The organism is Rhodococcus sp. P4_C10, from assembly GCF_056402135.1.
Map to the genome: position 1 here is coordinate 1 of NZ_JBFUHZ010000051.1, position 11536 is coordinate 11536.

Here is an 11536-nt window from a genome sequence, read left to right on the forward strand (position 1 = left end):
CGCCGGTGCGGATGTCGATGTGCGAGAGCCTGTTCAGGCGGCAGCGGACCAGGACTGCGTGCACGGTCGAGGCGGGCATGTTCAACCGTGAGGCGATGGCCTGCGGTGAGAGTCGTCTGCGCCATCGCAGGTCCACGATCTTGCGGACCTGTGGTGGTGGGGTGCGGTTCGGGCTGCGATGGGGGCGGCTGGATCGGTCGGCCATGCCCTCTTCGCCCATCTCCTGGTAGCGAACCGCCCATCGTTTGGCGGTGGGCCAGGAGACGTTGAAGTGTTCGGCGGCGCGGTTGACCGGCCAGCCTTCGTCGATGATGCGTCTGGCCAGCAGTAGCCGGCCTCTGGGGGTCAGGGGTGCGTTAGCGTGGACCACGAAGGTCTCCTGTCGGTGAGTGGTTGTCGTAGTAGCTCCACTTCACGACAGGAGACCTTCGCTGTTCAACGACCGGTCACAGCGTGTCGTTGCATTCCTTCGACCAACCTGCCTGGGCAGTACAACTAGACCCCGAATTCCTGGCCCCCAATGTCACAGCGGCTGCCCATACGGGCGGTCGCTGTGACATTGGGGAGCGCGGACATCGGTGCTGATGCCAAGTCGTGAGCGACCCGAACGATCATTGTGTACAACGTCACGCGGGGAGGACGATGGCGGGTGGCGGCCGCAAAGCCGCCGTCGTCCAGCCGAAGGTGCAGGCCATGAAGTCCATCCTCGTAAGAGCCGTCGCTGCCACCGCCGTTGTTGTCGCGCTCGGCGCGGTCACCGCCCCGAGCGCCTCGGCCGAGCGCCGTCAACTCGGGAACGGGTCGTTGAACATCTGCTTCTCGGTCCCGCTGCCGGGCTCCGCAGATCTCGTCTGGTGCCTCTGACCCCGCCTGACTGACCGAATGCGACATTCGGTCACTCGGAATTGCGGGTGACGGCGGTCAGCCCGGGTCGACGGCAAGCTCGAGGATCGTGATCTCGGGCGGCGCGGCGACCCGCACCGGCGGACCCCACGCGCCCACGCCCCGGCTGGTGTAGAGCACGGTATCGCCGATCCGGTCGAGGCCCGTCACCGACGGCTGCTGCAGCGGCACCAGGTACCCGAGCGGCCACATCTGACCGCCGTGCGTGTGCCCGGACAGTTTCAGGTCCACGCCCAGTTCGTTCGCCTCGGGCGCGCCGAGGTGAAGTCGTGGATGCCGGCCAGGTCGACGACGGCCTCGAGCGCGAGGAACGCACCGGAGACGAGAAGTCGGATCATCTGTCAGGACAGCAGTTTTCCGACGGCCTGCTCGAGTTCCGGTCCGTCCGACGTCGGCACGGTGACCGCGGTGCCGCCGGTCTGCTCCGCGAGCTGTCGCAGGGTGGCGACGTCGGAGTTCTCGCCGATGACGATCACGTTGACGGGCACCGGCTTGCCCGGCACCGTCGCGTCCCGGATCGAGGCGAGGAGTTGGCGGGAGCTGATCGAGGTGTCGTCGTTGGGGCCGTCGGTGATGAGCAGCAACGAGTTCGGGCGGCCCGTGACGAAGCCGTCGACCGCGGCCTTGTATGCCGCCTGCACCGACGCGTAGGTGGACGTCGCCGTGGCCGGGGTGAGGCCGCCGAGCGCGGTCTCGAGGGCCTTCCGACGGGCGACACCGGCAACGGGGTCGGTCAGCGGCCCGGTGGGCACCACGACGCGGTACGGCTTGGTGCCGTCGAGCCCGCGGGAGTAGGTCCAGAGTCCGAGTCCGGAGTAGTCCGGCGTGCGCGCGACCTGCGCGGTGAGCGCCGCCGCGGTGTTGCGCAATCGGCTGGCGCCGCCCTCCGTCGTGCTCATCGAACCCGAGACGTCCAGCAGCACCGTGGCGTTCGCGGCGGCGACGGGATGCGTGACCACGCCGGTGAGCGTCGCGGCGACGGCGCCGCTGCTCGGCTGCAGAGCGGTCGCGACCGGGGCGAACGGCACGGCGTCGGTGCCGGTCGGCACGCCGTCCTCGGTCCGGAACCCGGCGTCACGCAACGTGGCCACCTGCTCCGGCTGGCGCAGGTACTCCACGAACTGGGCGGCGGCGCGGCTGTGGGTCTCGTCGACCCAACCCGTGGCCAGGACCGCGGCCGGGTGGTCGGCGATGGGCGTGGCGCCGGTGGGCGTCAGGGTGGCCAGCGGCGCGCCGGACCGCGTCGCCCGGTACACCTGCTGCTCGGTGGCCGGTGTCGCGTGCAGCGCGCCGGCCGCGGGATGAGGTTGGCTGCCGAGGGCGGCCAGTGCGTCTGCGGTGGTGGCCGGCGGGCCGCCGTCGAGGGCCGCGGACCCGATCCCGAGCTGAGAGAGGGCAGCGACCACCGGGGTGGAGGCGGCCTGCTCGGCGGTGACCGGGCCGGTGCCCGCGTTCGACACCGCGGCCGCGACGGCCTCCGCGGCCAGGCCGGTCGGCTCCGAGCCGGCGCCGGTCGGCAGCGCCAGCCGCAGCGACCCCCACCCGGACAGGCCCGCCGCGTCCAGCGAGCGCGGGTCCGACTGCAGGCCGGCGAGATCCTGCCAGCCGGTCGGTAGGCCGGCGAGAGTGTCGGCGAGGGCGGGCGGTGCGGCGAGGACGACGGGGGAGGAGGCGACCGACTTCGGCTGGCCGTTCACCAGACCGGGACGGTCGGCGACGCGGGCCAGGGACTGCGAGCTCTGCGGGATCCACAGCGCGGGGGCGGGTCCGGGTCCGGTCCAGCGCGCGGGGTCACCGGCGGCGAGCGCGTCGGCGACTGACTCCCCGGGGGCGGGGGTCACCGTCACGCTGATGCAGTGGTCGCGCACCACGGGCGCGGAGTCGTTGTAGCGGCGCGCGAGTTCGCCGAGGGGGAGTGCGATGTCGGGGTCGGCGGTCACGTCGAGCACGGCGTCGCCCTCGACGCAGGTCTGTGCGGCGGCGGTGCCCTGGTCGGAGATGCGATCGCGCAGGCGCATCCAGCCGAGCACCGCAAGGATCACCAGCAGCACCGCGACCACGGCGATGACGGGCCCCCGGCTGACACCTCTGGATCCGGATGCCCCGCGATGTTGACCCACGTCCCACTCCGTCTGCCCGCGCCGAGCGGGCCTGTCGATGATCGGCCGGACGCCAGTCTACGGATCCGGGCCGGTCCGGAAGATGCGGCGATGCCGCCGGCCCGACAGGTCGGGACGGCGGCATCGGCGGCGGTCAGGAGGGTCAGGCGTTGGCGGCCTTGTACTCCCGGCGACGGCGGTGCAGGATCGGCTCGGTGTAGCCGCTCGGCTGCTTGACGCCCTCGAGGATCAGTTCCTTCGCGGCCTGCCAGGCGATGTTGGTGTCGAAGTTCGGCGCCATCGGACGGTAGTCGGCGTCGCCCTCGTTCTGGCGGTCCACCACCGGAGCCATTCGCTCGAGCGCTTCGACGACCTCGGTCTCGGTGACGATGCCGTGGCGGATCCAGTTGGCCAGCAGCTGGCTGGAGATCCGCAGGGTCGCGCGGTCCTCCATCAGTGCGACGTCGTGGATGTCCGGCACCTTCGAGCAGCCGACGCCCGCGTCGATCCAACGGACCACGTAGCCGAGGATCGACTGGCAGTTGTTGTCGAGTTCCTCACGCTTCTCGGCGTCCGACCAGTCGGTGCTCGGGGCGAGCGGGATGGTGAGGATGTCGTCGACGGTGCAGCGGGGCTTGCCCTTGAGCTGGTCCTGCACCGCGAACACGTCGACGCGGTGGTAGTGCGTCGCGTGCAGGGTGGCGCCGGTGGGCGACGGCACCCAGGCGGTGTTGGCGCCGGCCTTGGGCTGGCCGATCTTCTGCTCGAGCATGTCCGCCATCAGGTCGGTCATCGCCCACATGCCCTTGCCGATCTGCGCCTTGCCCTGCAGGCCGTCGGCCAGGCCGGTGTCGACGTTCCAGTCCTCGTAGGCGGAGATCCAGCGCTGCTTCTTCATCTCGGCCTTGCGGACCACGGCGCCGGCCTCCATGGAGGTGTGGATCTCGTCGCCGGTGCGGTCCAGGAAGCCGGTGTTGATGAAGACGACCCGGTCGCTGGCCTCCTTGATGCACGCGGACAGGTTCACCGTGGTGCGGCGCTCCTCGTCCATGATGCCGACCTTGAGCGTGTTCGCGGGCAGGCCCAGGACCTGCTCGACGCGGCCGAAGAGCTCCGCGGTGAACGCGACTTCCTCGGGACCGTGCTGCTTGGGCTTGACGATGTAGATCGACCCGGTGCGGCTGTTGGCCAGCGGGCCGTTGGCGTCGCCGGTGCTCAGGCCGTGGACGGCGCAGGCGCTGGTGACCAGCGCGTCGAGGATGCCCTCGGGGACCTCGTTGCCGTCGGCGTCGAGGATGGCCGGGTTGGTCATCAGGTGACCGACGTTGCGCACGAACAGCAGGGAGCGGCCGTGCAGGCTGAGCTCGCCGCCGTCCGGCGCGGTGTAGGTCCGGTTGCCATTCAGGGTGCGGGTGAAGGACTTGCCGCCCTTGTCGATCTCCTCCGCGAGGTCGCCGCGGTTGAGGCCCAGCCAGTTGCGGTAGCCGACCACCTTGTCGTCGGCGTCGACGGCCGCGACCGAGTCCTCGAAGTCCATGATCGTGGTCAGCGCCGACTCGAGCACGAGGTCCTTGACGCCCGCGGCGTCGGTCTGGCCGATCGGCGAGGAGGCGTCGATCTGGATCTCGGCGTGCAGGCCGTGGTTGCGCAGCAGCACCGAGGTGGGCGCGTCCTTCTCGCCGAGGTAGCCGACGAACTTCTCCGGCTGCGCGAGCGTGGTGACGGTGCCGTCGGTCAGCTCGACCTTCAGCTCGGTGCCGTCGATCCAGTAGCGCTTGGAGTCGGCGTGCGAGCCGGCGGCCAGCGGCGCGGCGGCGTCGAGGAACTCACGGGCCCAGGCGATGACCTTGTCGCCGCGGACCTTGTTGTAGCCCTTACCCTTGTCCGCGCCGTCCGCCTCGGAGATGGCGTCGGTGCCGTAGAGCGCGTCGTAGAGCGAGCCCCAGCGGGCGTTCGAGGCGTTGAGCGCGAAGCGGGCGTTGAGGATCGGGACGACCAGCTGCGGCCCGGCGGTGCCGGCGATCTCGGCGTCGACGTTCGAGGTGGTGATCTCGAACGGGGCCGGGGTCGGCAGCAGGTAGCCGATCTCCTGCAGGAACGCCTTGTACTCGGCGGCGTCGATGGGCTGACCGGCGCGCTCGCGGTGCCACGCGTCGATCTGCGCCTGCAGCTCGTCGCGCTTGGCGAGCAGGGCCTTGTTCTTCGGGGCGAGGTCCTCGATGACCTTGACCGCGCCGGACCAGAAGGCGTCGGCGTCTACACCGGTGCCCGGCAGTGCCTCGTTGCTGACGAAGTCGTAGAGAACCTTGGCGACCTGAAGCCCACCGACCTGAACGCGCTCAGTCATGAATTTCCTCGCTCTTTCTAAGTGAAAACCATGCAGACGACCTACATGTTACTCTCCGGTAATCCTCTTACTCTTTGTCCAGGTGCGAGAGGGGACGCACACTGCGCTACGGCATCTCGGCGCGCGGTGGTGCGGCGCGTGAGGCGAGCGCGGACGGGGCGCGGGCGTAGTCGGCCCGGCCGGCCGCGGTCTCGAGCGACGTGGTTGGTGACCAGTCGTGTCGAGGCACCCGCGTGTCCTGTTCGCGGGCCAGTCGCGGCTGGTCGAACCTATCAGGTGCGAGGCGGGCAGGTGCTCGACGGGCGCCGGGGTCCGGGCGTTTCCGCCCGAGTTCACGCATCGGGTGTCGAGCCCAGCGCTCAACGGTCGAGCCGGTAGAACCGCCAGAAGTCGTGTTCGATCGGCAGTTCGGTGAACGACTCGAACCCGGCCGCGGCAGCCCACTTTCGGACGGTCGGCGGGCGCAGCACCGTCCCGTTGGCGGTCTCCGACGACTCCGCCATGGTGGCGGGCAGGCAGTGCAGCACGCTGAACGCATACTGCAGCCGCTCCACATCGCCCGCGCCCTCGGTGAACTCTTCGCCCGAGTTCTCGTCGCCGATCAGAATCACGCCGTCCGATGTGAGGACCTCGCGGATCCCAGCGAGCACACCCACCGGATCGCCCATGTCGTGCAGCGCCTCGAATATCAGGGCGAAGTCGAATCTCAGCCGACGACGGTCCGCGAGCTCGGCGATCCCGCTGGCGTTGGCGACCTCGAAGTGCACGCGGTCTCCCAGTCCCCGTTCCGTGACGTTGGCTCTGGCGTCGGCAATCGAGGCGGCGTCGAGGTCGACGCCGATCACCTCGGCGTTCGGGAAGGCCTCGGCGATGGAGACGCTCGACCATCCGGTACCGCATCCGGCGTCGAGTACCACGGCGCCGTCGCGCAGCCGCGCCGTCACCTCGGGCATCGTTTCGATCCATCCGGGCAGGTCGTGGACGAACCCGGGACGGTTGAAGGACCCGATGCCGTGCCGGATCTCGGCGCCGTACTGCTCGTAGGCGACGCCGCCGCCGGTGCGGTAGGCGGCCGTCACCGCCGGCAGGGTGAGTCCGCATCCGGCGAGCATCGGGGCGGCACCCAGCATGTGTGCCGGGCTCTGCTCGTCGAGCAGGACCGGCTCGTGCGCTCGCGGGATCTCGTAACACCGTGAGCGGCCGTCACTTTCGCTGCCGTCGGCGACGACGCCGAGGATCCCCGCCGCGGCCTGCTGCTCGAGCCACTCCCGTGCGTACCGCTCGGATATCCCCGCCGCGGCCGCCAATCCGGCCGAATTGGTGGACCCGAGCCGGTGTATCGCGGGGTACAGCCCGAGCCTGCGGCCGAGGTCCATGGTCAGCAACTCCATGCCCGCGAGCAGGGAACCGAACACCCGGTCCACCAACCGATCGCGCGACTGTTCCTCGGCGGCTGTCAATGGATCGGTGGTGGTGTGCATGGCCCCCAGCCTCATTTCTGCGGTGCCGGTCAGCGGGACTTACCTTCGTCGACGCTATTCCTTCGCCACCAGCAGTGTCGAGGGTCGAGGGCCTGGTACGGATGCCGAAGCGCTTGGGTCGTTGATTCCTCGTGACGTGGGGAGTGGTAAGCGCGCCTTGCGATTGTCGTGAGGTATGTCAATGGACTGTCGTTCGAGAACCCTGACCGGCACAGTGTCGTTCGGCTGTCGCGGTTCCGGACGACGGCTCGATCGAATCGAGAACCGGACCAGCGGCGGGGCCTGTGGATCGCCTGCGACGTTGTGGCAACGGTCCATCGGGAATAGCATCAGCACATGTTGCGCTGCCGAGCGCTCTGTGGAATCCGCTCCAAGGTGATGACGTCGGTGGTCGCGTTCGTTGCCGCCGGGTTGACTGGGGTATTCGCCCCCACCGTCGCGACTGCGGATCCTCACATAGTCGAGTACCCGTTGCCGACCCCGATGTCGACCCCTGTCGACATCAAGGCTGGCGGCGATGGCGGCATCTGGTTCTCCGAGACGCCGGCGAACAGGTTGGGCCGAATCGATCCGGTCACCAAGGAGATTCGTGAGTACGCGCTGCCGCAGCCGTGCGGCCCGTACCCGGTTACCGGCGGTCCGCAGGGCAAGATCTGGTTCACGGCGTTGTCGTGCAACAGCATCGGCTCACTCGACCCGGCAACCGGACACGTCGACCTGTTCCCGGTTCCGAGTCCGCTGGCATTCCTCGCTGACATCAAGCCCGGGCCGGACGGTGGACTGTGGTTCACCGAATCCGTCCCAGGCAAGATCGCCCGCTTCGATCCGGTTACCCACGGCTTCCAGGAATTCGAGGTCGACCGCCTGTCGGTACCGCAGGACATCGCCGTCGTCGGTAGCGGCGTCTATTACGCCGAACCGGTGGGCAACCGTATCGGCCGCATCGATGTGTTCACCCACCAGATCACCAATTATCAGATCTCATCGACCTTCTCGAATGTCGTCGATCTCGACCCGGGAGCGGACGGACATTCGGTCTGGTTCACAGAGGCGGGTCTGAGCAGGGTCGGATATCTCGACACCGACACCGGCGTGGTCGTCGATATTCCACTTCCCTTCCCGCTGACAGGTGTGACGACGATCGCCGCTGGACCTGATGGCGCCATGTATTTCCCCGAGTTGTACCCCAACAGGATCGGGCGCATCGATCCCGTCACGCATGCGATCACCTATTTCCCGATTCCGACGCCGCTTTCCCTTCCCATCGATATCGGCTGCACCAAGGCGCCGACCGCCAATCCGATGCACACGGATCCATGCCTGAAGGACGGCAGCCTCTGGTTCGCCGAGTCGCTCGGTAACAAGATCGCCGAGTACAAACCTTGGTAGTCACCATGGTGCTCACTACGCCATTGCGGGCGACACCGGACACCCTGTTCCTGGCGCGCGGCGACACGTTGGTTGTCGACGCCCTATGATCCGAAACCCTCCATGGTGTCCCGGAGCTGGTCCATCGGTCCCGGCGGGACGGACACTGTCTCCTTCTTGACCATTGTGGTGTTGCACCAGAGCTCCACGTCGTGCGGACCGCTAGGCAGCGTCGGCGTGACCACGGTGCCAGACACGCCCGCCGGGATGGACGCGGACCCAAGAATTCCGAGGTTGATCTCATTGATTTTGCAACCCTGAACGTCGGTCGGGCCCGCTGTGACATGGGCGGTGATGTTGCTCGAATTCGATGTGAAGTAATACCGCGCGGGCAGTTCGGCGTCGGCTAGGCCCGACTGGGCAAGCACCAGGGATGCCGCTGCCACACCTGCGGCTGAAACAGAAATGATGCGGCGCATGTTGGCTCTCATGGCGATCTCCCTCGAAGTTCGAATGAAATGTCCATCGGTTGGGCAGAAGCCCCAACCAGTACATCGCTGACCGACAGACACTGCCTCGTACAAACAGATGAGATCGGCGATAATCGAGCGGAACCACCTGACGCCGTATGTCCAATCGATGCAGGGGTGGTCAATGTTCACCGTCGACGAATTTCCCGGCTCATATCTGCGATCTACGCATCGGCGGTCGACCCCAAGCAGTGGGAGTCGGCCCTCGTCCAACTTGTCCGCGCCTTCAACGCTGTTGGCTCCGGACTGCTGGCGTCGGCGCTGACCAGCTGGCAATCCAATGTCATGGTGCGTCACTTCGGCAGTGATCCCTCTGCACGAACGACCTACAACCAGTACTACGGCCGGCTCGACTGTGTGGCAGCAGCGGTGGAGGGCTCCGGTCGGCCTAGTCCACACCGGAACGGAGCTGATCCTCCAACATGCACACCGAGTTCTATGCCGACTGGTGCCGCCCCAACCACTGCGGGGACGGTCCCGCCTGTTTGTCCGGCTGACTGGCGGTACCAACAGTGTGTGGCTGGAGATTGCCGCGGCCCGGGGATCCGAGCTGTTCGGTTCCAGCGGTGGATCGCTTTCCTGCCCGCCCCCATCTGGGCGATGCGAATAAGCCATTCACGTGGTTCCGCTCGGTGCAGGCACTGCCGGAGAGACCGCCGAACTGAATTCTGCGAGAGCCTGCGTTCTCATCATGATCAACGATCCTGATCGTGAGCCCGAGTTGGACGCCACCGCATTGCGGCGCGTGTACGCGCTCACCGACACCGAGGCGGAGGTCGACCTGCGGGTGGCGCAGGGCGACGGACTCAAGCCAGTCGCCGGGGACCTCTCCGTCTCGACCACCACAATCAGGACACACCTCCAGCACGCCTTCGACAAGACCGGCACGGACAGCAGAAGCCGAACTCGTCCGGCTGCTGCTGTCCATCGGCGCACTCATCACGGGCCTGCTCCGCGCTGATCTGCGCTGAAAGACGCAGGGTGGATCGTCTGACCCGACCGGCTGGACACCCCGCGTCGGTGCTCATGCAACGGCGTCGAGTCTTTTCCCTGCGGCAATGCGGGCGAGGCGGTGCTGGTGTTCGCCGATGCCGCCGATGCCGCCGATGCCGCGGGCGCGGGTGAGTGGGGTGCGACGGTGGCGTTCATGCCGACTTCCTCGCCCTGTCTTCGCCCCGCGCCGGCGCGGGACGGTCGGTGAACATCGCCGCGACGCGGGCCCGGATCTCATGTCCGGAGCATCCGCGGCGGAAGGGCGTGCAGGGAGTTCTCGGAGTGAGGCCCCAGCCAAGACGCCCATACCGTCGAGACCGCGTGCAGCCGCAGGTCAGCGACGCGACCAGTGAGGTTTCCATCCACCGGCGCGGGCGCTCGATCCGCACCTCGATCTCGGATGGTTAAACGGCATGTCCGCCGGCGCGGATCGGAGTTTAATGAGCATCGCAGCGTAGTGGAGTTCGACAGAAGCCCGACTCATGTTCCGCCGCCACCCATTTCGGTCCAGTCGCGGCCGGTGCGGGAGGCATAGCGTTTCGGGGTGCAGGATGATCGAAGCAGTGACGGGGCTCCATGCGAGACGCGGCGCGTCGACCGATTCCCGGTCTGCACCGCCCGGCCGTGTCGCGGTCGGGTCGGGTGGTGGTGGCGTCGCCCTGCCGAGGCTGCTCGCGGCGGCGACGTTGACGCCTGCGCAGGCCACACTGCTCCTCACGGATGCGATCGATCAGCTGGAGATGGCGCGCAGCCAGGGCCGTTCCCCGGTCGGTCTCGGGGGCGACGCCGTGACGGTCTCCGAAAGCGGGGAGCTCACGATCGAGTGCCCCCGGAGTACGGAATCCGGGCACGACCAGCAGGAGGCGGCCGCGAGTCTGCTGCTCAGTATTGTGGCGAACTGCGGCGATCCGGTGCTCGCCGATCGGCTGGACCAATCGATCTCCGGGGCAACGGATGTTGCCGCTCTGACGAGACACGCGCGTCACGCGGTCGCGACCGAGTCGGACCTGGACGAGGAACGGAGAAGGCGGCGCCAACTCGCCGACCTGGTCTCGGCCACGAGGGGGCGTTCCTTGCCCGGCGAGCAGGTCGGGGGCGCGGCGGCCGCCGCGTCGACCCGGCTGCCGGTGTCGGCCGAGACGTCGCTCGCGCCGGACCACTGGTTCCCTCCGGTCCGGAGTCCGTGGCATCGCAGGAGAAGACGGCCGTCGCGGCGCCAGGGTGTACTGGGTCTCGTCATCATCCTGGTACTGCTCGGGGCGGTGTGGACGGCTCCGCGGATGTGGTCGGAGCTACGCCGTGGCTGGGACACCGTCCTCAACCCCGTGAAGACTGAGGAACAAAATCAGATTCGGCCGGTCTCGCCGCCACCACCGGAACCCGTCGGTGATCAACCCGCCCCGTCCCCGAACGCCGTGGGCAAGGCGCCGGCGCCCGTCGACGTCGGTGCCCCCGGCAGCGCCGGGCCGATCACCCTCGTCACCGCCACACCGGCCAACGGGGAATGCCGGGCCGGAGGATCGTGCGTCATTCGGGTCGACGTGCACCTCGATCCGGCGACAAGTGTCGGCGCGGTGACCTGGACACTGACGGTGTACGACCGATGCTCCGGGCAGGTGCGGACCAACGGTGACGTGTCCCAGTCCGTCCAGTCGGGCACACAGCAGGTGTACGGCATCGGGCGGACGGACCTGCCGCCTGGCACCGCGCTCGCTGTCGCCGCGATCACCAGCGCCCCTGCGACGGCCGCGTCCGAGCCGCTGCTGGTGCCTTCCGAGAACGCAGTCTGTTGAGCGGCCCGGGGAGCGGGGGACG

At 68.2% G+C, this 11536-nt stretch carries 10 protein-coding genes and 1 pseudogene; 4 read left to right on the forward strand and 7 right to left on the reverse strand.

The window, feature by feature from the left end; all coding sequences use genetic code 11:
* On the reverse strand, positions 1–370 hold a 370-nt coding region (locus AC1DWC_RS23375; RefSeq protein ID WP_477911883.1), incomplete at its 3' end, for a leucine zipper domain-containing protein.
* Between the two features lie 323 nt (positions 371–693).
* On the opposite strand from AC1DWC_RS23375, the gene AC1DWC_RS23380 reads away from it, so the two are divergent.
* Positions 694–864, forward strand: a complete 171-nt coding sequence (locus AC1DWC_RS23380) for a hypothetical protein (protein WP_477911885.1) — start codon at positions 694–696, stop codon at positions 862–864.
* Between the two features lie 57 nt (positions 865–921).
* Here AC1DWC_RS23380 and AC1DWC_RS23385 read toward each other — a convergent pair.
* The 5 genes and pseudogenes from AC1DWC_RS23385 to AC1DWC_RS23405 all read right to left on the reverse strand — a co-directional run.
* Positions 922–1158 (reverse strand): annotated as a pseudogene (locus tag AC1DWC_RS23385) (metallophosphoesterase); the annotation flags it as partial.
* An 86-nt stretch (positions 1159–1244) separates the two neighbouring features.
* Positions 1245–3023: a substrate-binding domain-containing protein gene (locus tag AC1DWC_RS23390; protein WP_477911887.1), complete on the reverse strand. Its 1779-nt coding sequence runs from the start codon at positions 3021–3023 to the stop codon at positions 1245–1247.
* Positions 3024–3165: 142 nt separating this feature from the next.
* Positions 3166–5349, reverse strand: a complete 2184-nt coding sequence (locus AC1DWC_RS23395; RefSeq protein WP_477911889.1) for a malate synthase G — start codon at positions 5347–5349, stop codon at positions 3166–3168.
* Positions 5350–5455: 106 nt separating this feature from the next.
* On the reverse strand, positions 5456–5578 hold the full coding sequence (locus AC1DWC_RS23400; RefSeq protein ID WP_477911891.1) for a hypothetical protein: 123 nt from the start codon (positions 5576–5578) through the stop codon (positions 5456–5458).
* A gap of 130 nt (positions 5579–5708) precedes the next feature.
* Positions 5709–6830, reverse strand: a complete 1122-nt coding sequence (locus tag AC1DWC_RS23405; protein WP_477911893.1) for a class I SAM-dependent methyltransferase — start codon at positions 6828–6830, stop codon at positions 5709–5711.
* A 378-nt stretch (positions 6831–7208) separates the two neighbouring features.
* Between AC1DWC_RS23405 and AC1DWC_RS23410 the strand changes: the two genes are divergently transcribed.
* On the forward strand, positions 7209–8219 hold the full coding sequence (locus AC1DWC_RS23410) for a Vgb family protein (protein ID WP_477911895.1): 1011 nt from the start codon (positions 7209–7211) through the stop codon (positions 8217–8219).
* Positions 8220–8302: 83 nt separating this feature from the next.
* Here AC1DWC_RS23410 and AC1DWC_RS23415 read toward each other — a convergent pair whose 3' ends face one another.
* On the reverse strand, positions 8303–8689 hold the full coding sequence (locus AC1DWC_RS23415) for a hypothetical protein (RefSeq protein ID WP_477911897.1): 387 nt from the start codon (positions 8687–8689) through the stop codon (positions 8303–8305).
* A gap of 730 nt (positions 8690–9419) precedes the next feature.
* Here AC1DWC_RS23415 and AC1DWC_RS23420 point away from each other — a divergent pair.
* Positions 9420–9689: a LuxR C-terminal-related transcriptional regulator gene (locus tag AC1DWC_RS23420; protein WP_477911899.1), complete on the forward strand. Its 270-nt coding sequence runs from the start codon at positions 9420–9422 to the stop codon at positions 9687–9689.
* A gap of 583 nt (positions 9690–10272) precedes the next feature.
* Complete coding sequence (locus AC1DWC_RS23425; RefSeq protein ID WP_477911901.1) at positions 10273–11514, forward strand: hypothetical protein; 1242 nt, start codon at positions 10273–10275, stop codon at positions 11512–11514.
* The last annotated feature ends 22 nt before the right edge of the window (positions 11515–11536 follow it).

Excerpts from the sequence above, each read along its gene's own strand:
- AC1DWC_RS23380 (WP_477911885.1), top strand. The coding sequence starts at position 694 with ATGAAGTCCATCCTCGTAAGAGCCGTCGCTGCCACCGCCGTTGTTGTC.
- AC1DWC_RS23395 (WP_477911889.1), bottom strand. The coding sequence starts at position 5,349 with ATGACTGAGCGCGTTCAGGTCGGTGGGCTTCAGGTCGCCAAGGTTCTC.
- AC1DWC_RS23405 (WP_477911893.1), bottom strand. The coding sequence starts at position 6,830 with ATGCACACCACCACCGATCCATTGACAGCCGCCGAGGAACAGTCGCGC.
- AC1DWC_RS23410 (WP_477911895.1), top strand. The coding sequence starts at position 7,209 with ATGACGTCGGTGGTCGCGTTCGTTGCCGCCGGGTTGACTGGGGTATTC.
- AC1DWC_RS23415 (WP_477911897.1), bottom strand. The coding sequence starts at position 8,689 with ATGAGAGCCAACATGCGCCGCATCATTTCTGTTTCAGCCGCAGGTGTG.
- AC1DWC_RS23420 (WP_477911899.1), top strand. The coding sequence starts at position 9,420 with ATGATCAACGATCCTGATCGTGAGCCCGAGTTGGACGCCACCGCATTG.
- AC1DWC_RS23425 (WP_477911901.1), top strand. The coding sequence starts at position 10,273 with ATGATCGAAGCAGTGACGGGGCTCCATGCGAGACGCGGCGCGTCGACC.